This is a genomic window from Pseudomonas trivialis (genome assembly GCF_001439805.1).
GTDB classification, from domain to species: Bacteria; Pseudomonadota; Gammaproteobacteria; order Pseudomonadales; family Pseudomonadaceae; genus Aquipseudomonas; species Aquipseudomonas trivialis.
Window position 1 is genome coordinate 183,742 of record NZ_JYLK01000005.1, and the last position, 21,684, is coordinate 205,425.

Below are 21,684 nucleotides of genomic sequence, written 5' to 3' on the forward strand. Positions count from 1 at the left end.
CCTTGATTTGCCAGAGGGGCGTGCCTTTAGTCCGCCCGCCCCCAATTTTATTACAGGCTTCCCCACGAAATGATGGACATCAACGAGATTCGCGAATACCTGCCTCACCGTTACCCGTTCCTGCTGGTGGACCGCGTAGTGGACCTGAACATTGAGGAAAAGCGCATTCGTGCCTACAAGAATGTCAGCATCAACGAGCCGTTCTTCAACGGTCACTTTCCTGCGCATCCCATCATGCCAGGCGTGTTGATCATCGAAGCAATGGCCCAGGCTGCCGGTATTCTTGGTTTCAAAATGCTCGACCTCAAGCCTGCCGACGGCACGCTGTACTATTTCGTGGGTTCCGACAAGCTGCGTTTTCGCAACCCGGTTACCCCGGGTGACCAGTTGATCCTGGAAGCCAGGTTCATCAGTTGCAAGCGCCAGATCTGGAAGTTCGAGTGCCAGGCTTCGGTGGATGGCAAGGCGGTGTGCTCCGCCGAAATCATCTGTGCGGAACGCAAACTATGAGTTTGATTGACCCTCGCGCAATCATCGATCCGTCGGCCGTTCTGGCCGCAGGCGTAGAGGTTGGCCCCTGGTCGATCGTCGGCGCAGGTGTGGAAATCGGCGAGGGTACTGTCATCGGGCCGCACGTGATCCTCAAGGGTCCGACCCGTATTGGCAAACACAATCGCATCTACCAGTTTTCGTCGGTAGGTGAAGACACCCCGGACATGAAGTACAAGGGTGAGGAAACACGCTTGGTAATCGGTGATCACAACATCATTCGTGAAGGCGTGACCATTCACCGTGGCACCGTGCAGGACCGTGCCGAAACCACGCTGGGTGATCACAACCTGGTGATGGCCTACGCGCACATCGGGCACGACAGCGTCATCGGCAACCATTGCATCCTGGTCAATAACACCGCGTTGGCCGGCCATGTGCATGTTGACGATTGGGCGATCCTGTCCGGCTTCACGCTGGTGCATCAGTACTGCCATATCGGCGCCCACAGCTTTTCCGGCATGGGCACCGCCATCGGCAAGGATGTACCGGCATTTGTCACGGTCTTCGGCAACCCGGCCGAAGCCCGCAGCATGAATTTTGAAGGTATGCGTCGCCGTGGTTTCAGCGAAGACGCCATCCATGCCCTGCGCCGTGCCTACAAGACGGTCTACCGCCAGGGCCTGACGGTAGAGCAGGCGCTGACTGAACTGACCGAGCCGGCAACGCTGTTCCCGGAAGTCGCGGTGTTCCGTGACTCGATCCAGGCGTCGACTCGCGGCATCACCCGCTGATCATGGCCACTGTGCGTATTGCGTTGGTGGCCGGAGAAGCTTCCGGCGATATTCTGGGCGCAGGCCTGATGCGGGCTCTCAAGGCGCGCCACCCCGCAGTCGAATTCATCGGTGTGGGTGGGCCTCTCATGCAGGCCGAGGGACTCGCGTCCTACTTCCCCATGGAGCGCTTGTCGGTCATGGGGCTGGTGGAAGTGTTGGGCCGTCTGCGTGAGTTGCTGGCACGGCGCAAGCTGCTGATTCAGACCCTGATCGAAGAAAAGCCCGACGTCTTTATCGGCATCGACGCGCCGGATTTCACCCTTAATATCGAACTCAAGCTGCGTCAGGCCGGGATCAAGACCGTGCATTACGTCAGCCCGTCCGTATGGGCGTGGCGGCAGAAGCGCGTGCTGAAAATCCGCGAAGGCTGCGACCTGATGCTCACCCTGCTGCCCTTCGAGGCCAGGTTTTACGAAGAGCAGGGCGTGCCGGTACGGTTTGTCGGTCATACCCTGGCCGATGCAATTCCCTTGCAGGCTGACCGCGCTGCGGCGCGTGCCGAGCTGGGATTGCCTGATGGCCCGTTGGTTGCGCTGATGCCGGGCAGCCGCGGTGGCGAAGTCGGGCGCCTGGGCGCATTGTTTTTTGACGCCGCCGAGCGCCTGCTGGCCATGAAGCCGGGTATTCGCTTCGTGCTGCCCTGCGCCAGCCCGCAACGTCGTGTGCAGATCGAGACACTGCTCGACGGGCGCAACCTGCCGCTGACCTTGCTCGATGGCCAGTCGCACCTGGCCCTGGCTGCCTGCGACGCGGTGCTCATCGCCTCGGGCACCGCGACGCTGGAGGCCTTGCTGTACAAGCGCCCGATGGTCGTGGCCTATCGCCTGGCGCCGCTGACGTTCTGGATTCTCAAGCGCATGGTCAAGAGCCCCTACATCTCCCTGCCTAACCTGCTGGCCCAGCGCCTGCTGGTGCCGGAGCTGTTGCAGGACGACGCAACGCCTGCGGCCCTCGCGCAAACTCTACTCCCCCTGATTGATGGCGGCGAAGAGCAAACCCGTGGTTTCGACGACATTCACCGCACCCTGCGCCGGGATGCCTCGAACCAGGCGGCCGATGCCGTGCTGAACCTGATCGGTCTTACACAGGAGGCCTTATGAGCAAGCAAATGGGCCTGGATTTCAGCCTGGTTGCGCACGCCGACGAGCTGGTGGCCGGTGTCGACGAAGTAGGACGCGGCCCGCTGTGTGGCGCAGTCGTGACGGCCGCCGTGATTCTCGACCCGAACCGACCGATCCTGGGCCTGAATGACTCGAAAAAACTCACCGAAGCACGCCGTGAAAAACTCTACGACGAGATCTGTGAAAAGGCGCTGAGCTGGCATATCGCCCGCGCCGAGGTCGAAGAAATCGACAGGTTGAACATTCTGCACGCCACCATGCTTGCCATGCAGCGCGCGGTGGAAGGCCTGCATATCACGCCGAAAATGGCGATGATCGACGGCAACCGCTGCCCCAGGCTGACGATGCCATCCGAAGCGGTGGTCAAGGGCGACAGCAAGGTCCCGGCGATTGCGGCGGCCTCGATCCTGGCCAAGGTCAGCCGTGATCGCGAGATGGCTGCGTTCGAGTTGATCTATCCCGGCTATGGCATGGGGGGTAATAAGGGCTACCCGACTCCCGTTCATCTGGAAGCGCTGGCCCGTCTGGGGCCCACTCCGATCCATCGACGCTCGTTCGCCCCGGTACGACAGGCCTATGAGCTGCGCGCGAGCCTGATCGAGGTTTAGTCCCAAAGCTGATGTTTTTGCCAAGGCCCGGTACAATCCCGGGCCTTGTTGTTTCCATGTTTGGACAGGATCACTATGCCGGCTTCATTCGTTCACCTGCGCCTGCACACTGAATACTCGCTGGTCGACGGCCTGGTACGCATCAAGCCGCTGGTCAAGACGCTGGTGGGCATGAACATGCCCGCAGTAGCGGTTACCGATCAGAACAACATGTGTTCCCTGGTCAAGTTCTACAAGAACGCCATGGGCGCCGGGATCAAGCCGATCTGTGGCGTCGACCTGTGGCTGTCCAACAAGGACCCGGATAACCCGCTGAGCCGCATCAGCCTGCTGGCGATGAACGGCGTGGGTTATCGCAACCTCACCGAACTGATTTCCCGTGGTTTTATCGACGGCCAGCGCAACGGCTCGATCATCATCGAGCGCGAATGGGTGGCGCAGGCCAGCGAGGGCGTGATCATGCTCTCGGCGGCCAAAGAGGGTGAGATCGGCATCGCGCTGCTGGGCGGCAATCCCCAGGAAGCCGAAGTGCTGGCGCGCGAATGGATGCAGGTTTTTCCTGATCGCTTCTACCTGGAAGTGCAGCGCACCAACCGCCCCAACGATGAAGAACACCTGCACGCCGCCGTGGCCCTGGCCGACAAGCTGGGCGCGCCGCTGGTGGCGACCAACGATGTGCGTTTTATCAAGAAGGAAGATTTCGAAGCCCACGAAACCCGCGTGTGCATCGGTGAAGGCCGCGCCCTTGACGACCCGCGCCGCTCGAAAAACTACAGTGAAGAGCAATACCTCAAAAGCGCCGATGAGATGGCCGAGCTGTTCAGCGACCTCCCCGAGGCCCTGGAAAACTCCGTCGAGATCGCCAAGCGCTGCAATATCGAAGTGAAGCTGGGCAAGCACTTCCTGCCCAACTTCCCGATTCCCGATGGCATGACCATCGATGAGTATTTCCGCAAGGTGTCGTTCGATGGCCTGGAAGAGCGCCTTAGCGTGCTGCTGCCCAGGGACACCACCGAAGACTACGAGGCCAAGCGTCAGGTCTATGTGGATCGGCTGAATTTCGAGCTGGATATCATCATCCAGATGGGGTTCCCCGGTTACTTCCTGATCGTAATGGACTTTATCCAGTGGGCCAAAAGCAACGGCGTGCCGGTAGGCCCGGGCCGGGGCTCGGGTGCCGGTTCGCTGGTGGCTTATGTGCAGAAGATCACCGACCTCGACCCGCTGGAATATGACCTGCTGTTCGAACGCTTCCTGAACCCGGAACGGGTCTCCATGCCCGACTTCGACGTCGACTTCTGCATGGACGGTCGCGACCGCGTGATCGAATACGTGGCCGAAAAGTACGGCCGCAACGCGGTCAGCCAGATCATCACCTTTGGTTCCATGGCGGCCAAAGCGGTCATCCGTGACGTGGCGCGAGTGCAGGGCAAATCCTACGGCCTGGCCGATCGCCTGTCGAAGATGATTCCGTTCGAAGTCGGCATGACCCTGGAAAAGGCCTACGAGCAGGAAGAAATCCTGCGCGACTTCATCAAGGTCGATGAAGAAGCCGCCGAAATCTGGGACATGGCACGCAAGCTGGAAGGCGTGGTGCGTAACGTCGGTAAGCACGCCGGCGGTGTGGTGATCGCGCCTACGAAACTCACTGACTTTTCGCCTATTTATTGCGACGAAGAAGGCGACGGCCTGGTCACCCAGTTCGACAAGGATGACGTGGAGGCGGCCGGCCTGGTGAAGTTCGACTTCCTCGGCCTGCGGACCCTGACGATCATCGACTGGGCGCTCAAGACCATCAACCGCGAGCGCGCCAAGGTCGACGAAGCGCCGCTGGATATCGCGTTTATTCCGCTGGACGACAAGCCGACTTACCAGTTGCTGCAAAAGGCTGAAACCACCGCCGTGTTCCAGCTCGAGTCGCGCGGCATGAAAGAGCTGATCAAAAAGCTCAAGCCCGACTGCCTGGAAGACCTGATCGCACTGGTGGCCCTGTTCCGTCCGGGCCCACTGCAATCGGGCATGGTTGATGACTTTATCAACCGCAAGCACGGCCGAGCCGAGCTGGCTTACCCGCACTCCGACTACCAGTACGAAGGCCTCAAGCCGGTGTTGGCGCCGACCTACGGCATCATCCTGTATCAGGAACAGGTGATGCAGATTGCCCAGGTCATGGCCGGCTACACCCTTGGCGGCGCGGACATGCTGCGTCGCGCCATGGGTAAAAAGAAACCCGAGGAAATGGCCAAGCAGCGCGGCGGTTTCATTGAGGGGTGCGCGACCAACAATATCGACGCCGACCTGGCCGGTAACATCTTCGACCTGGTGGAAAAATTCGCCGGTTACGGCTTCAACAAATCCCACTCCGCCGCCTACGGGCTGGTGTCGTACCAGACCGCCTGGCTCAAGGCTCACTACCCGGCGCCGTTCATGGCCGCCGTACTCTCGGCGGACATGCACAACACCGACAAGGTCGTGACCTTGATCGAGGAAGTGCGCACCATGAAGCTGCGCCTCGACGCGCCGGACGTGAACGCCTCGGAGTTCAAGTTCACGGTGAACGACGAAGGCCGCATCATCTATGGCCTGGGCGCAATCAAAGGGGTGGGCGAAGGCCCGGTTGAGGCGATCACCGAAGCACGCCAGGATGGGCCGTTCACCGACCTGTTCGATTTCTGCGCGCGTGTCGACCTCAAACGCATCAACAAGCGCACCCTGGACGGCCTGATCCGCAGCGGCGCCCTCGACCGCCTGGGCCCTTACTTCCATGATGAGCCCAAGGCGTATCAGGCCAATATCGACCGTAACCGTGCGGTGCTGCTGACCGCCATGGAAGAGGCGATCAAGGCCGCCGAACAGACCGCCCGCACCCATGACAGCGGCCACGCCGACCTCTTTGGCGGGCTGTTCGTGGAAGAAGACGCAGATGTGTATGCCAACCACCGCAAGGCCAAGGAGCTGACCCTCAAGGAACGCCTCAAGGGCGAAAAAGACACCCTGGGGCTGTACCTCACCGGTCACCCGATCGACGAATACGAAGGCGAGATCCGTCGTTTCGCCCGCCAGCGCATCATCGACCTGAAGCCGTCGCGCGACACCCAGACCGTGGCTGGCATGATCATCGCCCTGCGGGTGATGAAAAACAAAAAGGGCGACAAGATGGGCTTCATCACCCTCGACGACCGTTCGGGCCGGATCGAAGCGTCGCTGTTTGCCGACGCGTTCCACTCCGCCCAGTCGCTGTTGCAGACCGACGCCATGGTGGTGGTGGAAGGGGAGGTTAGCAACGACGACTTCTCCGGCGGCCTGCGCCTGCGCATCAAGCGGGTGATGAGCATGGAAGACGCGCGCACCAACCTGGCGGAAAGCCTGCGTTTGAAGGTGAAAACCGAAGCGCTCAAGGGCGATCAGCTACGCTGGTTGGGGGACCTGCTCAAACGCCATCGTGGCGCCTGCCCGGTGACCATGGAGTACACCGGCAATGACGCCAAGGCCATGCTGCAGTTCGGCGAGACTTGGCGAATTGACCCGGCCGATGGCTTGATTCAAGCATTGCGTGACCAGTTCGGCCGTGACAACGTCTTCCTCCAATACCGTTGACGGCCAGGCAGTTTCTTTTTCATCAAGAGAATCGCCTGATCTCGACGAAACATTTAATCTCGACCTGGACGCGCCTGTCCCTTAAGGTAGGGCGCGAACAGACAACCGGCTGGCCAGGCATGCCCTGGCCGTCGACCCAAGACGGACGCTTATGAACCCGAATTTTCTTGATTTCGAACAGCCGATCGCTGACCTGCAAGCCAAGATCGAAGAACTGCGCCTGGTCGGCAATGACAATTCGCTGAACATCGGCGATGAAATCGCTCGCCTGCAAGACAAGAGCAGCACGCTCACCGAAGACATCTTCGGCAAGCTGACCAGCTGGCAGATTGCGCGCCTGGCTCGCCACCCGCGACGTCCGTACACCCTGGATTACATCCAGCACATCTTCACCGAGTTCGACGAGCTGCATGGCGACCGTCACTTCTCTGACGACGCCGCTATCGTGGGCGGCATTGCGCGCCTGGACGACCAGCCGGTGATGGTGATCGGTCACCAGAAAGGCCGCGAAGTGCGCGAGAAAGTGCGCCGCAACTTCGGCATGCCGCGTCCGGAAGGCTACCGCAAGGCCTGCCGCCTGATGGAAATGGCCGAGCGCTTCAAGATGCCGATCCTGACCTTCATCGACACGCCGGGCGCTTACCCTGGCATCGACGCTGAAGAGCGCAACCAGAGCGAAGCGATTGCCTGGAACCTGCGCGTCATGTCCCGCCTGAAAACCCCGATCATCGCTACCGTGATTGGTGAAGGTGGTTCCGGCGGTGCATTGGCCATTGGCGTGTGCGACCAACTGAACATGCTGCAATATTCGACCTACGCGGTAATCTCGCCGGAAGGTTGCGCCTCGATCCTGTGGAAAACCGCCGAAAAGGCGCCGGACGCCGCGGAAGCCATGGGCATTACGGCCGATCGCCTCAAGGGCCTGGGTATCGTCGACAAGGTCATCGCCGAGCCATTGGGCGGCGCGCACCGCGACCCGGCCGCGGCCGCCGCGACCATCCGTGCTGAACTGGGTGCGCAACTGGCGATGCTCAAGAAGCTGGATAACGAAGCGCTGCTGGCTCGTCGTTATGAGCGCCTGATGAGCTACGGTCTCTAAGTCGCAGCAATACCAAATGTGGGAGGGGGCTTGCTCCCGATGGCAGTGGTTCAGTCACCCTATGCGTTGACTGCCACTCAGCCATCGGGAGCAAGTCCCCTCCCACATTTGCTGTGTGTATGCTCGGATCTCGCATTCCAGAGGGGAGCCCACCTTGATCGCCAAACGCCTGCAGACCCTGGCCCCCTGGCGCAATGCCCCGGCCTGGCACATCGCTTTCTCCGGCGGGCTTGATTCCACTGTTTTGCTGCACCTGCTGGCCTCCCTCGCAAAAACCCAAACCTTGCCCTCCCTGTACGCGGTTCATGTTCACCATGGCCTACAGGCTGCCGCTGACGCCTGGCCAGATCACTGCCAGTTGATTTGCGACAGCCTGCAAGTGCCCTTGCGCGTCATGCGCGTACAGGTGCAGCCCGGCGCAAGCCTTGAGCGCGCGGCGCGGGAGGCGCGCTATCAGGCGTTCAGCGAGGTGCTCGGGGCAGGGGAGGTATTGCTGACCGGCCAGCACCGTGACGATCAAGCCGAAACCCTGTTGTTCCGCTTGCTGCGCGGCGCCGGTGTGCGAGGCCTTGCCGCCATGCCCGCGCATCGTCCATTGGCGCGAGGATATCTGGTGCGGCCGTTACTGGCTCTATCACGCGTCGAGCTCGAAGCCTACGCAGCCGAGCATCAATTGAAATGGATCGAAGACCCTTCCAACGCCGATCCACGCTTCTCACGCAATTACCTGCGTCATGGTGTGCTCCCGACGCTGACGCAGCGCTGGCCTCAAGCGGTTGCCAGCCTGGCTCGCAGCGCCGAGCATTTGAGCGAAGCCCAGGGCTTGCTGGATGAATTGGCGCAGATCGACCTGCAAACTGCCGATCAACCTTCGCCTTTTGCCTGGCTGCCATTGCCGTCGCTTGCGCTGGGCCCCTTGCAGGCGCTGTCTGACGCGCGCCAGCGAAATGCCCTGCGCCACTGGCTCGCTCCGCTCACCCGCTTGCCCGACAGCGACCATTGGGCGGGCTGGAACTCCTTGCGCGATGCCAAGGGCGACGCACAGCCGCTATGGCATCTGGCTGACGGTGATTTGCACCGCTGTGGCGAGCGCATCTGGTGGCTGCCCTCCACTTATTCGGAATTTTCCGACGCGCCGTTTAGCTGGCCACTCCCGCATACCCCGCTAGAGTTACCGGGTAATGGCCGTGTGTGGTGCGAGGGCTCCCCGCCAGAGGGGCCGCTGGAAATTCGCTATCGCCAGGGCGGTGAAGTCATGGAAGTGCCAGGTCGAGGCCGGCGTGACCTCAAGCGTTTGCTCAACGAAAGCGGATTGCCGGGGTTCATGCGTGGCAGATTGCCGCTGCTGTATCAGGGGGAGCGCCTGCTGGCTGTCCCAGCCCTGGCCGGGCTATGGCCTTGCTCGCCTGCTGGCTGGCAATTGCATTGGGTGCCACAGAGCTGCGATCAAGGTTTGAGCTGATAGAGCCTTTCCGGTAGACTACGCTCCCTTCTTGATACAACTTCTGTGGATTCGCCTGAATCGCAGCAGTTGCCGATTACCAGGCAGTCTTTGCTGGGCGATTCCAAAAAATGTGTAGCGATCAACGTACCGGTGTTCCATTGCTGGTCTGTCACCACGCGGCGGTTTTTTTGAAAGGTGCACTGTGATTAATGCAGGTGATCGGGGGCTTCGGCCTCTCTTCGCTTTCCCCGGCGGCTCGGACCGCTTTAACGCAGACTTCTAGGGTTTTTCATGACGCGCTACATATTCGTCACGGGCGGTGTTGTTTCTTCATTGGGGAAAGGCATTGCCTCCGCTTCATTGGCGGCCATCCTGGAGGCGCGGGGACTTAAGGTCACCATGCTCAAGCTGGACCCGTACATCAACGTCGACCCGGGCACGATGAGCCCGTTCCAGCACGGTGAAGTGTTCGTCACCCACGACGGCGCCGAAACCGACCTGGACCTGGGCCACTACGAGCGGTTCATCCGCACGACCATGACCCAGAACAACAACTTCACCACCGGCCGCGTCTACGAGCACGTGCTGCGCAAAGAGCGCCGTGGTGACTACCTGGGTGCGACCATCCAGGTCATCCCGCACATCACCGATGAAATCAAGCGCCGCATCATCAAGGGTGCGGGCGATGCCGACGTGGCGATGGTCGAGATCGGCGGCACCGTGGGTGACATCGAATCCCAGCCGTTCCTCGAAGCCATCCGCCAGTTGCGCTTCGAAGTCGGCGCCAAGCGCGCGATGCTGATGCACCTCACGCTGGTGCCTTACATCGCCACCGCCGGCGAAACCAAAACCAAGCCTACCCAGCACTCGGTCAAGGAACTGCGTTCCATCGGCCTGCAGCCGGATGTACTGGTGTGCCGCTCCGATCACCCGATCGATATTTCCTCGCGTCGCAAGATCGCGCAATTCACCAACGTTGAAGAACGTGCGGTGATTGCCTTGGAAGACGCCGACACCATCTACAAGATCCCGGGCATTCTGCATTCGCAAGGCCTGGACGATTTTGTGGTCGAGCGTTTCGGTCTGCAGTGCAATGGCGCGGACCTCTCCGAGTGGGAAGCCGTGGTCGACGCCAAGCTCAACCCTGAGCATGAAGTCACCATCGCCATGGTCGGCAAGTACATGGAGCTGCTGGACGCGTACAAATCGCTGATCGAAGCGATGAGCCACGCCGGCATCAGCAACCGCACCAAGGTCAACCTGCGCTACATCGACTCCGAAGACATCGAGAACCAGGGCACCGCGCTGCTCGAAGGTGTCGATGCAATCCTCGTCCCCGGCGGCTTCGGTCTGCGTGGCGTGGAAGGCAAGATCACCGCCGTGCAATACGCTCGTGAAAACAAGGTGCCGTACCTGGGCATCTGCCTGGGCATGCAAGTGGCCGTTATCGAGTTCGCCCGTAACGTCCTGGGCTGGAAAGACGCCAACTCCACCGAGTTCGATCACACCAGCGGCCATCCGGTCGTGGGCCTGATCACCGAGTGGGAAGACGCCACCGGCGCTGTCGAAACCCGTACCGAAACCTCCGACCTGGGCGGCACCATGCGCCTCGGCGCGCAGGACTGCCTGCTGGAAGCGGGTTCGCTGGTTCACGACTGCTACGGCAAGGACGTGATCGTCGAGCGCCACCGTCACCGTTACGAAGTGAACAACAACCTGCTGCCGCAGATCAAGGAAGCCGGCCTGAAAATCTCCGGTCGTTCCGGTGACGGCAAGCTGGTTGAAGTGGTCGAGGCGCCGGATCACCCGTGGTTCGTGGCGTGCCAGTTCCACCCCGAGTTCACCTCGACACCGCGCGATGGCCACCCATTGTTCAGCGGCTTCGTCAAAGCCGCACTGACGCAACATCAGAAGAAGGCGTAACCCTGATGGCCCAGAAGATCATTCGCGTAGGCGATATCGAAATTGCCAACGACAAGCCCATGGTGCTGTTCGGCGGCATGAACGTGCTGGAAAGCCGCGACATGGCGATGCAGGTCTGTGAAGAGTACGTCAAGGTTACCCAGAAACTGGGTATCCCTTACGTGTTCAAGGCCAGCTTCGACAAGGCCAACCGTTCGTCCGTGACTTCCTATCGCGGCCCGGGCCTTGAAGAAGGCATGCGGATCTTCCAGGACATCAAGCAAGCCTTCGGCGTGCCGATCATCACCGACGTCCACGAGCCTGAACAGGCTGCCGTGGTCGCCGAGGTGTGCGACATCATCCAGTTGCCGGCTTTCCTGTCGCGCCAGACCGACCTGGTGGTCGCGATGGCCAGGACCGGCGCGGTGATCAATATCAAGAAAGCCCAGTTCCTCGCGCCCCAGGAGATGAAACACATCCTGAATAAATGCGTGGAGGCGGGTAACGACCAGTTGATCCTCTGCGAGCGTGGTTCGAGCTTCGGCTACAACAACCTCGTGGTGGACATGCTCGGTTTCGGCATCATGAAACAATTCGAATACCCGGTATTTTTCGACGTCACCCACGCGCTGCAAATGCCCGGTGGTCGCGCCGATTCCGCCGGCGGGCGGCGTGCCCAGGTGCTCGACCTGGCCAAGGCGGGCATCAGCCAGTCCCTGGCCGGCCTGTTCCTGGAAGCCCATCCGGACCCTGACAACGCCAAGTGCGACGGCCCCTGCGCCCTGCGCCTGGACAAGCTGGAGCCGTTCCTGGCTCAGCTCAAGCAACTGGACGAACTGGTCAAGGGATTTGCGACGGTAGAAACCGCGTAAGCGGTATTTCTCCGGTAAACTTTCCCACGCTTTATGCTCAGGCATGCGTGCCTGAGCCTTGTCGTCTGCAAGCCTGCCCTGTTGTTCCACCCTTGCGGTCGGTCAAAAGATTTCCTTCAGCTGCGTCGTTTTCGTCAACTTTGGAGTGTTCACAACAATGGCAAAAATCGTCGACATCAAAGGTCGTGAAGTTCTCGACTCCCGTGGCAACCCCACCGTCGAAGCCGACGTGCTTCTCGATAACGGCATCATCGGCAGCGCCTGCGCGCCGTCCGGTGCTTCTACCGGTTCGCGCGAAGCGCTGGAACTGCGCGATGGCGACAAGAGCCGTTACCTGGGCAAGGGTGTACTCAAGGCGGTAGCCAACATCAATGGCCCGATCCGTGACCTGCTGCTGGGCAAGGACCCGCTGGACCAGAAAGCCCTGGACCACGCGATGATCCAGCTCGACGGCACTGAAAACAAAGGCAGCCTGGGCGCCAACGCTATCCTCGCTGTGTCCCTGGCCGCTGCCAAGGCAGCTGCCCAGGACCAGGACCTGCCGTTGTATGCCCACATCGCCAACCTGAACGGCACCCCGGGTGTGTACTCCATGCCGGTGCCGATGATGAACATCATCAACGGTGGCGAGCACGCCGATAACAACGTCGACATCCAGGAATTCATGGTGCAGCCGGTTGGCGCCAAGACCTTCTCCGAAGGCCTGCGCATGGGCACCGAAATTTTCCACCACCTCAAGGCTGTGCTCAAAGCCCGTGGCCTGAGCACCGCAGTGGGTGACGAAGGTGGTTTCGCGCCGAACCTGGCGTCCAACGAAGATGCACTCAAAGTGATCTCCGAAGCTGTGGCCAACGCCGGCTATACCCTGGGCACCGACGTGACCCTGGCCCTGGACTGCGCCGCCAGCGAATTCTATGAAGACGGCAAGTACAACCTGTCCGGTGAAGGCCAGGTGTTCAACTCCGAAGGTTTTGCCGAATACCTCAAGGGCCTGACCCAGCGCTATCCGATCATTTCGATCGAGGACGGCCTGGACGAGTCCGACTGGGACGGCTGGAAGATCCTCACCGACAAGATCGGCGAGAAAGTCCAGCTGGTGGGCGACGATTTGTTCGTGACCAACACCAAGATCCTGAAAGAGGGCATCGACAAGAAGATCGCCAACTCGATCCTGATCAAGTTCAACCAGATCGGCACCCTGACCGAAACCCTGGAAGCCATCCAGATGGCCAAGGCCGCGGGCTACACCGCCGTGATCTCCCACCGCTCCGGTGAGACCGAAGATTCGACCATTGCCGACCTGGCCGTGGGCACCTCGGCGGGCCAGATCAAGACCGGCTCCCTGTGCCGTTCCGACCGTGTTTCCAAGTACAACCAATTGCTGCGTATCGAAGAGCAACTGGCAGGTAAAGCCAAGTACAACGGTCGTGGCGAGTTTCGCGGCTGACCGTTAACCGGTTAAAAATGTAAAAAAGTCGACGGACTGCGTCGGAAAACTCACGACAAAGTGAATTTCGACGTTAATCTGTTGGCCATCTAGCACAAGCCTGGTTTTTCCAGGCTTCGTGCTGTCAGTTGCTGCAAAAGTTTTGCATGGCGGTCTTTTTTCACTGGATACCCGATATTCGATGCGCAGTCCCAATTGGTTGTTCCTCGTCTTGCTCTTGTTGCTGGCTGGCCTGCAGTACCGCCTATGGGTGGGTAATGGCAGCTTTGCGCAGGTAAAAGACCTGAATGAGCAAATTGCTGCACAGCACGCCGAAAACGAAATCCTGCTGGAGCGCAATCGCGTCCTCGATGCCGAAGTGCTTGAGCTGAAAAAAGGCACGGAGACCGTCGAAGAACGGGCTCGTCATGAATTGGGCATGGTCAAGGAGGGCGAGACCCTCTACCAGTTGGCCCAATGACTCAGCGTTTGCCGGCCTTCTGGGCCGTGATTCCCGCCGCGGGCGTTGGTGCCCGTATGGCTGCGGACCGTCCCAAGCAATACTTGCAACTGGGCGGACGCACTATTCTCGAACACAGCCTAGGCTGTTTTCTCGATCACCCGATGCTCAAGGGCCTGGTGGTCAGTCTTGCTCCAAATGATCCTTACTGGCCTGGCCTGGCCTGTGCTGCCGACCCGCGTATCCAGCGTGCGGACGGCGGCTCGGAGCGCTCGGGCTCGGTGCTCAACGCGTTGCTGCAGCTCAATGCCCTGGGGGCCGGCGATGAGGATTGGGTGCTGGTGCACGATGCGGCAAGGCCGAATTTGAGCCGCGACGATCTCGAAACGCTATTGGCTGAACTGGCGGACGACCCGGTGGGCGGCCTGCTGGCGGTGCCGGCGCGCGACACGCTCAAGCGTGCAGACAAGCGCGGTCGTGTGGTGGAGACCGTTGATCGCAGCCTGATCTGGCAGGCGTACACGCCGCAGATGTTCCGCCTGGGCGCTTTGCATCGTGCCCTGGCTGACAGTCTGGTGGCGGATGCAGTGATTACCGATGAAGCCTCGGCGATGGAATGGTCCGGTCAGGCGCCGCGATTGATTGAGGGGCGTTCGGACAATATCAAGGTGACTCGGCCGGAAGATCTGGAGTGGCTCAGGTTGCGGTGGGCCAATCGTAGATAGTCAGTTAAACCGAGTCGCCTGCGATGAGGCCGGTGCAGGCAACGCAGACTCACTGGCTGTACTCCGGCCTTCCCGCCAACCCCTCCTTCAAAAAATCCACCAGCTTGCGCACTTTGGGCGACAGATGCCGCTGCTGCGGATACAGCCCCCACACCGCCGTATTCGGCGGCTGATGCGCCTCAAGCAGCGACACCAGCGCGCCACTGTGCAAGTGCTCCAGCACGTAGTAATCCGGCAACTGGCACAATCCAACGCCCTGCAATGCCGCGTCCAGCACCGCCTGCCCACTGTTACAGCGCCAGTTTCCCTGGACCCGCTGGGAAAATTCGCGCCCGTCCTGGGCCAGTTGCCAGATATCCGAACTGCCGATCAGGCAGTTGTGCCGACTCAATTCCGACAAACTGTGGGGCCGACCGTACCGCGCGAGGTAGGACGGTGATGCGCATACATACATGCGCCTTGGCGCCAGGCGGCTGGCGACCATGCGCGAGTCCTGCAGGCGGCCAAGGCGGATCGCCAGGTCCAGGCCTTCATGCACCAGGTCCAACTGCCGGTTGCTCAGTTCGATATCCACGCGCAACTGCGGATACAACCCCATGAACCGTGTCACCAGCGGCACGATAAACCGCTCGCCGTAGGCCACCGCGCAGGTCATGCGCAGCATGCCCTTGGGCTCGCTGGCCAGGTCGCCGACCGCGCGCAGGGCTTCCTCGCGGCCGTCCTGCAGGCGCTGGCAATGCTGCAGGAAGGTCTGGCCGGCTTCAGTCAGCGTCACCTTGCGCGTACTGCGGTACAGCAACCGCGTTTGCAGGCGCTCTTCCAGGCGCGCCACTTGCCGGCTGATATGGGACGAGGACACGCCCAGGCGCTCGGCCGCCGCCGTGAACTGGCTGCACTCGGCCACCGCCACGAACTCATCGATGCCTTCCCAGCGGTTCTCCAACATCTGATTATCCCTGTACAGCAATAAAGTTTTGCTTTTGTCCGGATTATTAATCAAAGGGCCCTGATTTACACTCGCTGTCTCAGTTTTAAAATTCCCTGGAGAAAACCCGGATGATCAAGTCCCGCGCCGCCGTAGCCTTCGAAGCCAACAAGCCCCTGGAAATCGTTGAAGTGGATGTCGCCATGCCCAAGGCTGGCGAAGTGCTGTTGCGGGTGGTCGCCTCAGGCGTGTGCCACACCGACGCCTACACCCTGTCGGGCGCCGACCCGGAAGGCATCTTCCCGTCGATCCTCGGCCATGAAGGCGGTGCGGTGGTTGAAGCAATCGGCGAAGGCGTGACGTCGGTGGCCGTGGGCGATCACGTGATCCCGCTGTACACCCCGGAATGCGGCCAGTGCAAATTCTGCAAGTCGGGCAAGACCAACCTGTGCCAGGCCATCCGCTCCACCCAGGGCAAAGGCCTGATGCCCGACGGCACCACACGTTTTTCCTACAAGGGTCAGCAGATTTTCCACTACATGGGCACCTCGACTTTTTCCGAGTACACCGTGCTGCCGGAAATCTCCGTCGCGAAAATTCCTAAAGAAGCGCCGCTGGAAAAAGTCTGCCTGCTGGGCTGCGGCGTCACCACCGGCATCGGTGCCGTGCTCAACACCGCCAAGGTCAAGCCAGGCGATACCGTGGCCATCTTCGGCCTGGGCGGCATTGGCTTGTCGGCAGTCATTGGCGCGGCCAAGGCCAAGGCCGGGCGCATCATTGCCATTGACATCAACCCGGCCAAGTTCGAAATCGCCAAGCAACTGGGTGCCACCGAGTGCGTCAACCCGAAAGACTACGATCGCCCGATCCAGGACGTGATTGTCGACTTGACCGATGGCGGCGTGGACTTTTCCTTCGAGTGCATCGGCAACGTACACCTGATGCGCGCTGCCCTCGAGTGCTGCCACAAAGGCTGGGGCGAGTCGGTGATCATCGGTGTGGCCGGTGCGGGCCAGGAAATCGCCACGCGCCCCTTCCAACTGGTGACCGGTCGCGTCTGGCGCGGTTCGGCGTTCGGTGGCGTGCGCGGGCGCAGCGAGTTGCCAAGCTACGTGGAAATGGCCCAGACCGGCGAGATCCCGCTGGACACCTTCATCACCCACACCATGGGTCTGGAAGACATCAACAAAGCGTTTGACCTGATGCATGAAGGCAAGAGCATTCGTACTGTCATCCACTTCTGAGGTCGGCCATGAGTCTGGAAAACCTGTCTTGCCAGAAAAGCTTCGGCGGCTGGCATAAACGCTACAAGCATCACTCGGCTGTGCTCGATTGCGACATGACCTTCGCCGTCTACCTGCCGCCACAGGCCGAGCAGGGCGGCAAGCTGCCGGTGCTGTACTGGCTGTCCGGCCTGACCTGCACCGACGAGAATTTCATGCAGAAGGCCGGCGCCCAGCGCATGGCCGCCGAGCTGGGCTTGATCATCGTCGCGCCCGACACCAGCCCGCGTGGGCCGGGCGTGCCGGACGACCCGGAGAATGCCTGGGATTTCGGCCTGGGCGCCGGTTTCTACCTGAACGCCACGCAGCAACCCTGGGCCACGCATTATCGGATGCATGACTACGTGGTGCAGGAATTGCCGGCGTTGGTTGAAGCGCATTTCCCGGCTTCGGACAAGCGCGGCATCAGTGGCCACTCCATGGGTGGCCACGGGGCATTGGTGTGCGCACTGCGCAACCCCGGTCGCTACCTGTCGGTGTCGGCGTTTTCGCCCATCAACAACCCGATGGACTGCCCCTGGGGCCAGAAAGCCTTCTCCCGTTACCTGGGCGAAGAGCGCGCCAAGTGGCGCGAGTGGGATGCCTGCGTGCTGATCAGCGAAGCCTCGGAAAAGCTGCCGTTGTTGGTGGACCAGGGTGATCGTGACGATTTCCTCGCCGAGCAGCTCAAGCCCGAAGCTCTGCAGCAGGCGGCCAGGGCGGCCAGCCATCCGCTGGAACTGCGTCTGCAACCGGGTTACGACCACAGCTACTTCTTTATTGCCAGTTTCATCGACGATCATTTGCGCCATCACGGACGCGCTTTGCTCGGTTAATCTGCGGCAAAAGTAGGTAGAATCACGCCCTGAATTAAATCGGGGCGTTTTTTTATGCGTATTGGCCACGGCTACGATGTGCACCGTTTCGCTGAAGGCGAGTTCATCACCCTGGGCGGCGTGCGAATCGCGCATCACCACGGGTTGTTGGCGCATTCGGACGGCGATGTACTGTTGCATGCCTTGAGTGATGCCTTGCTCGGCGCGGCGGCACTGGGTGATATCGGCAAGCACTTTCCGGACACCGACCCGACGTTCAAGGGCGCGGACAGCCGTGTGTTGCTGCGCCATGTGGTCGGACTCATCCACGCCAGGGGCTGGAAGGTCGGCAACGTCGATAACACCATCGTGGCCCAGGCACCGAAAATGGCGCCCCACATCGAGTCGATGCGCGCGCTGATCGCCGCCGACCTGCAAATAGAACTGGATCAAGTGAACGTGAAAGCCACCACCACCGAAAAGCTCGGGTTTACCGGTCGTGAAGAGGGCATTGCGGTGCACTCTGTCGCCTTGTTGCTGCGCGCATGAATGAACTGCAATTGCTGGGCCCGCGGGCTTATGGCGAGGCGCTGGGCAGCGCGGTCCTGAAGGCGACCGCCGAGGATTTCCAGGTCGATGAGGTGCTGGATATTCCGCTGAGCGGCGACGGCGAACACCTGTGGTTGTGGGTGGAAAAACGCGGCCTGAACACCGAAGAGGCAGCGCGACGCATCGCCAAGGCGGCGGGCGTGCCGCTGCGCACGGTCAGTTACGCCGGGCTCAAGGATCGCCAGGCGTTGACCCGCCAATGGTTCAGCGTGCAGCTGCCCGGCAAGGCCGACCCGGACATGAGTGGTGCGCAAAACGACACCCTCAAGATCCTGGAAATGAAACGCCACAAGCGCAAATTGCAGCGCGGTGCTCATTCGGCCAATGGCTTTACCCTGCGCCTGACGCAACTGGCCGGTGACACCGCCGCCATCGACGCACGTCTGCAACGGATTGCCCGGCACGGTATTCCCAATTATTTCGGCACCCAGCGCTTTGGCCATAATGGCGGCAACGTCGTGGATGCCCGCGAATGGGCTGCGCGCAAGGCGTTGCCGGAGCAGCGCGCGGTGCGTTCGCGGTTACTGTCCACGGCGCGCAGTTTTCTGTTCAATAAAGTGCTGGCCGCCCGCGTGGCGGATGGTTCGTGGCAGCGTGCCCAGGTTGGCGACTTGCTGGCATTTACCGACAGTCGCAGTTTTTTTCCGGCGGGGGAGGCTGAATGCAGCGACCCGCGCCTGGCCATCCTGGACCTGCACCCCACCGGCCCACAATGGGGCGAGGGCGACTCTCCAGCGAAAGGTCTTACCTTTGAGCTGGAACAATCTGTCGCCGCCGGCGAAGCGGACCTGCGGGATTGGCTGGTAAATGCCGGAATGAGCCAGGAACGTCGCATTCTGCGGCTGCCCATTGGCGGGTTGACGTGGCATTATCCCCGGCCTGACATTCTGCAATTGGAATTTGTCCTGCCGGCCGGATGCTTCGCCACTGTCTTGGTGCGCGAGCTTGTTGATCTGGTGCCAGTGGGGCAGACGGACAGCCCATGCGTATTCTGATATCAAACGATGACGGTGCCACCGCACCCGGCCTTGCCGCGCTTCATGCTGCGCTGGCGGATTACGCCGAGTGCGTGGTGGTTGCCCCTGACCAGGACAAAAGTGGTGCCAGCTGTTCGCTGACACTTGACCGTCCGCTGCACCCGCACGTCCTCGCCAATGGTTTTATCAGCGTGAACGGTACGCCCACCGATTGCGTGCACCTGGCGATCAACAGCCTGCTGCAGCCGCAGCCGGACCTGATCGTGTCGGGTATCAACCTCGGCGCCAACCTGGGTGACGACGTGCTGTATTCCGGCACTGTCGGCGCGGCGCTTGAAGGGCGTTTCCTCGGGCGGACCTCGTTTGCGTTCTCCCTGGCATCGCGCCAACTGGACAACCTGCCCACGGCCGCCCATTTCGCGCGCAAGCTGGTCGAGGCGCATGCTTCCCTCGACCTGCCACCGCGCACGGTGCTCAACGTCAATATTCCCAATTTGCCCCTCGACCATATTCGCGGCATCCGGCTCACGCGTCTGGGCCATCGAGCCCGCGCTGCGGCGCCGCTGAAAGTCGTCGATCCGCGTGGCAAGGAAGGTTACTGGATTGCCGCAGCCGGCGATGCCGAAGACGGTGGCGAAGGCACGGACTTTCATGCGGTGATGCAAGGTTATGTTTCGATTACCCCGTTGCAATTTGATCGCACCTTCAGTGATGCCTTCAGTCGTCTCGATGGCTGGCTGGAGGGGCTGCGCTGATGGCTCGTGAACAGGACGACCTGCTGCGTCGCGGCATCGGGATGACCTCGCAGCGCACCCGCGAGCGTTTGATCCAGCGCCTGTATGAAGAAGGCCTGTCCAACGCCCAGGTGCTGGAAGTGATTCGGCGCACACCTCGCCATCTGTTTGTTGATGAGGCCCTGGCACACCGCGCCTATGAAGACACCGCGCTGCCGATCGGCCACAACCAGACCATTTCCCAGCCTTACATGGTTGCGCGCATGAGCGAGCTGTTGCTGGCGGCGGGCCCATTGGACAAGGTGCTGGAGATCGGCACCGGCTCGGGCTACCAGACTGCCGTGCTGTCTCAACTGGTGGAGCGGGTGTTCTCGGTGGAGCGCATTAAGGTGTTGCAGGACCGCGCCAAGGAGCGCCTCGTTGAGTTGAACCTGCGCAACGTGGTGTTTCGCTGGGGCGATGGCTGGGAAGGCTGGCCTGCGTTGGCGCCTTACAACGGTATTATCGTCACGGCCGTGGCCACGGATGTCCCGCAGGCTTTGCTTGATCAACTGGCCCCTGGTGGCCGCCTGGTGATTCCAGTCGGGGCCGGTGAAGTGCAGCAATTGATGCTGATTATCCGTGAGGACGACGGCTTTTCCCGGCATGTGCTTGGGGCGGTGCGCTTTGTGCCGCTGCTCAATGGCCCGCTGGCCTGATCATTTATGGGCGGGCAGTGAATTCCGTTGCAGGGGATGTGTCTTACGGCGGGGTCTATCGAATCACGTGATCAGGCATTGGCGGTAAAAAACCAATGCACAGTTATACTTGCGGCATCTTTCAAGCCTGATACAGGCATTCATGTTCAGCCACCATCAAAGGGAGCGGCGGGTGAGTCTCACAGGTCTTGCGCAGCGTATGAGTAAAACTAGCTTTCAGCGACTGGTGCTTGGCCTTGTCTTGAGTTCGTTACTGGCAGCCTGCTCCAGCACGCCAAGCGGCGGCGCACGGGTCGTTGACCGTACCAGGGCGGTGCCGCAGAAGCCTACGGTCACCACCGGGCAATATGTGGTGCGCAAGGGCGATACGATGTTCTCGATCGCCTTTCGTTATGGCTGGGACTACAAGGCACTCGCAGCTCGTAACAATATTCCCGTGCCTTATACCATCCATCCGGGACAGACGATTCGCTTCGACGGTCGCAGCGGTTCCGCGCCCGTGTCCGTGGTGACAAGCAGCGGCTCTTCGTCATCCTCCTCAAGCAAGACCACTATTACCACCCGGCCTGCCGGCACGGCGGCACCGACTGTCGCAAACAGGCCCGCGCCTGCGCCGCTGCCCCCTGCGGGCCCTGCGCCGAAGGGCTGGGGATGGCCTTCAAACGGGGTGTTAATTGGAAAATTCTCTTCAAACGGCAGTTTGAATAAAGGCATTGATATCGCCGGGGATTTGGGACAGCCTGTTTTAGCTGCGTCTGATGGGACAGTGGTTTACGCCGGGAGTGGTTTACGGGGCTACGGCGAGCTGGTCATCATCAAGCACAGTGACACCTACGTCAGTGCTTACGGTCACAACCGCAGGCTGTTGGTTCGGGAGGGGCAGCAGGTCAAGGTCGGACAGACGATTGCTGAAATGGGGTCAACGGGGACAGACCGGGTGAAACTGCATTTTGAGATTCGCCGTCAGGGGAAGCCCGTCGATCCGCTGCAATTCCTACCCCGTCGTTGATGTGTTACCAGCCTGTTCCCTCACGTAGAAGGAACAGGCTCCAGCGTTGCCAAGGATAAAGGCGCCGCTTGAGCTT

Annotated in this window: 20 protein-coding genes; 19 read left to right on the top strand and 1 reads right to left on the bottom strand. The window is 60.9% G+C overall.

Translation table 11 applies throughout. From position 1 onward, the window contains the following. Nucleotides 1-69: 69 nt before the first annotated feature. The 12 genes from fabZ (at nucleotide 70) to ispD (ending at nucleotide 14,579) form a co-directional block, all read left to right on the top strand. Complete coding sequence (gene fabZ / locus TU79_RS09725; RefSeq protein ID WP_057007789.1) at nucleotides 70-510, top strand: 3-hydroxyacyl-ACP dehydratase FabZ; 441 nt, start codon at nucleotides 70-72, stop codon at nucleotides 508-510. After that, the gene (gene lpxA, locus TU79_RS09730; protein WP_003231217.1) at nucleotides 507-1,283 is read left to right on the top strand and encodes an acyl-ACP--UDP-N-acetylglucosamine O-acyltransferase; all 777 of its coding nucleotides are present in this window, start codon (nucleotides 507-509) and stop codon (nucleotides 1,281-1,283) included. Before fabZ ends, lpxA begins: the two co-directional genes overlap by 4 nt. Nucleotides 1,284-1,285: 2 nt before the next feature. Beyond that, nucleotides 1,286-2,425 carry a lipid-A-disaccharide synthase gene (gene lpxB, locus TU79_RS09735; protein WP_057007790.1) on the top strand — a complete coding sequence of 380 codons (1,140 nt, stop codon included), beginning with the start codon at nucleotides 1,286-1,288 and terminating at the stop codon, nucleotides 2,423-2,425. Further along, on the top strand, nucleotides 2,422-3,054 hold the full coding sequence (gene rnhB, locus TU79_RS09740; RefSeq protein ID WP_057007791.1) for a ribonuclease HII: 633 nt from the start codon (nucleotides 2,422-2,424) through the stop codon (nucleotides 3,052-3,054). Before lpxB ends, rnhB begins: the two co-directional genes overlap by 4 nt. A gap of 75 nt (nucleotides 3,055-3,129) precedes the next feature. Further along, nucleotides 3,130-6,651, top strand: coding sequence for a DNA polymerase III subunit alpha (gene dnaE, locus TU79_RS09745; protein WP_057007792.1), 3,522 nt, complete (start codon nucleotides 3,130-3,132; stop codon nucleotides 6,649-6,651). Nucleotides 6,652-6,802: 151 nt separating this feature from the next. Then, on the top strand, nucleotides 6,803-7,750 hold the full coding sequence (locus tag TU79_RS09750) for an acetyl-CoA carboxylase carboxyltransferase subunit alpha (protein WP_057007793.1): 948 nt from the start codon (nucleotides 6,803-6,805) through the stop codon (nucleotides 7,748-7,750). A gap of 154 nt (nucleotides 7,751-7,904) precedes the next feature. Beyond that, a complete protein-coding gene (gene tilS, locus TU79_RS09755; protein WP_057007794.1) occupies nucleotides 7,905-9,212 on the top strand; it encodes a tRNA lysidine(34) synthetase TilS in 1,308 nt (435 codons plus the stop codon). Nucleotides 9,213-9,485: 273 nt separating this feature from the next. After that, the gene (gene pyrG / locus TU79_RS09760) at nucleotides 9,486-11,117 is read left to right on the top strand and encodes a CTP synthase (protein ID WP_034118464.1); all 1,632 of its coding nucleotides are present in this window, start codon (nucleotides 9,486-9,488) and stop codon (nucleotides 11,115-11,117) included. 5 nt (nucleotides 11,118-11,122) lie between these two features. Then, nucleotides 11,123-11,968, top strand: coding sequence for a 3-deoxy-8-phosphooctulonate synthase (gene kdsA / locus TU79_RS09765; protein WP_057007795.1), 846 nt, complete (start codon nucleotides 11,123-11,125; stop codon nucleotides 11,966-11,968). Nucleotides 11,969-12,125: 157 nt separating this feature from the next. Next, nucleotides 12,126-13,415 (top strand): phosphopyruvate hydratase, encoded by a 1,290-nt coding sequence (eno, locus tag TU79_RS09770; protein ID WP_057007796.1) that lies wholly within the window; start codon nucleotides 12,126-12,128, stop codon nucleotides 13,413-13,415. A 181-nt stretch (nucleotides 13,416-13,596) separates the two neighbouring features. Beyond that, nucleotides 13,597-13,875: a cell division protein FtsB gene (gene ftsB / locus TU79_RS09775; RefSeq protein ID WP_057007797.1), complete on the top strand. Its 279-nt coding sequence runs from the start codon at nucleotides 13,597-13,599 to the stop codon at nucleotides 13,873-13,875. After that, a complete protein-coding gene (gene ispD, locus TU79_RS09780; protein ID WP_057007798.1) occupies nucleotides 13,872-14,579 on the top strand; it encodes a 2-C-methyl-D-erythritol 4-phosphate cytidylyltransferase in 708 nt (235 codons plus the stop codon). Before ftsB ends, ispD begins: the two co-directional genes overlap by 4 nt. Nucleotides 14,580-14,628: 49 nt before the next feature. Here the strand turns inward: ispD and TU79_RS09785 are convergent, their stop codons facing one another. Next, entirely contained in the window at nucleotides 14,629-15,525 is an 897-nt protein-coding gene (locus TU79_RS09785; RefSeq protein WP_003231197.1) for a LysR substrate-binding domain-containing protein, read from the bottom strand. A gap of 110 nt (nucleotides 15,526-15,635) precedes the next feature. On the opposite strand from TU79_RS09785, the gene TU79_RS09790 reads away from it, so the two are divergent. The 7 genes from TU79_RS09790 (at nucleotide 15,636) to TU79_RS09820 (ending at nucleotide 21,608) form a co-directional block, all read left to right on the top strand. Then, entirely contained in the window at nucleotides 15,636-16,748 is a 1,113-nt protein-coding gene (locus tag TU79_RS09790) for an S-(hydroxymethyl)glutathione dehydrogenase/class III alcohol dehydrogenase (RefSeq protein ID WP_057007799.1), read from the top strand. Nucleotides 16,749-16,756: 8 nt separating this feature from the next. Beyond that, entirely contained in the window at nucleotides 16,757-17,602 is an 846-nt protein-coding gene (gene fghA / locus TU79_RS09795) for an S-formylglutathione hydrolase (protein WP_057007800.1), read from the top strand. Nucleotides 17,603-17,656: 54 nt separating this feature from the next. Further along, nucleotides 17,657-18,130 (top strand): 2-C-methyl-D-erythritol 2,4-cyclodiphosphate synthase, encoded by a 474-nt coding sequence (gene ispF / locus TU79_RS09800; RefSeq protein WP_057007801.1) that lies wholly within the window; start codon nucleotides 17,657-17,659, stop codon nucleotides 18,128-18,130. Next, nucleotides 18,127-19,185, top strand: a complete 1,059-nt coding sequence (truD, locus tag TU79_RS09805; RefSeq protein WP_057007802.1) for a tRNA pseudouridine(13) synthase TruD — start codon at nucleotides 18,127-18,129, stop codon at nucleotides 19,183-19,185. The genes ispF and truD overlap by 4 nt, the downstream gene beginning before the upstream one ends. Continuing rightward, a complete protein-coding gene (gene surE, locus TU79_RS09810; RefSeq protein ID WP_057007803.1) occupies nucleotides 19,173-19,922 on the top strand; it encodes a 5'/3'-nucleotidase SurE in 750 nt (249 codons plus the stop codon). The genes truD and surE overlap by 13 nt, the downstream gene beginning before the upstream one ends. Nucleotides 19,923-19,963: 41 nt before the next feature. Continuing rightward, entirely contained in the window at nucleotides 19,964-20,599 is a 636-nt protein-coding gene (locus TU79_RS09815) for a protein-L-isoaspartate(D-aspartate) O-methyltransferase (protein WP_173670290.1), read from the top strand. Nucleotides 20,600-20,771: 172 nt separating this feature from the next. Next, nucleotides 20,772-21,608 carry a peptidoglycan DD-metalloendopeptidase family protein gene (locus TU79_RS09820; RefSeq protein WP_057007939.1) on the top strand — a complete coding sequence of 279 codons (837 nt, stop codon included), beginning with the start codon at nucleotides 20,772-20,774 and terminating at the stop codon, nucleotides 21,606-21,608. The last annotated feature ends 76 nt before the right edge of the window (nucleotides 21,609-21,684 follow it).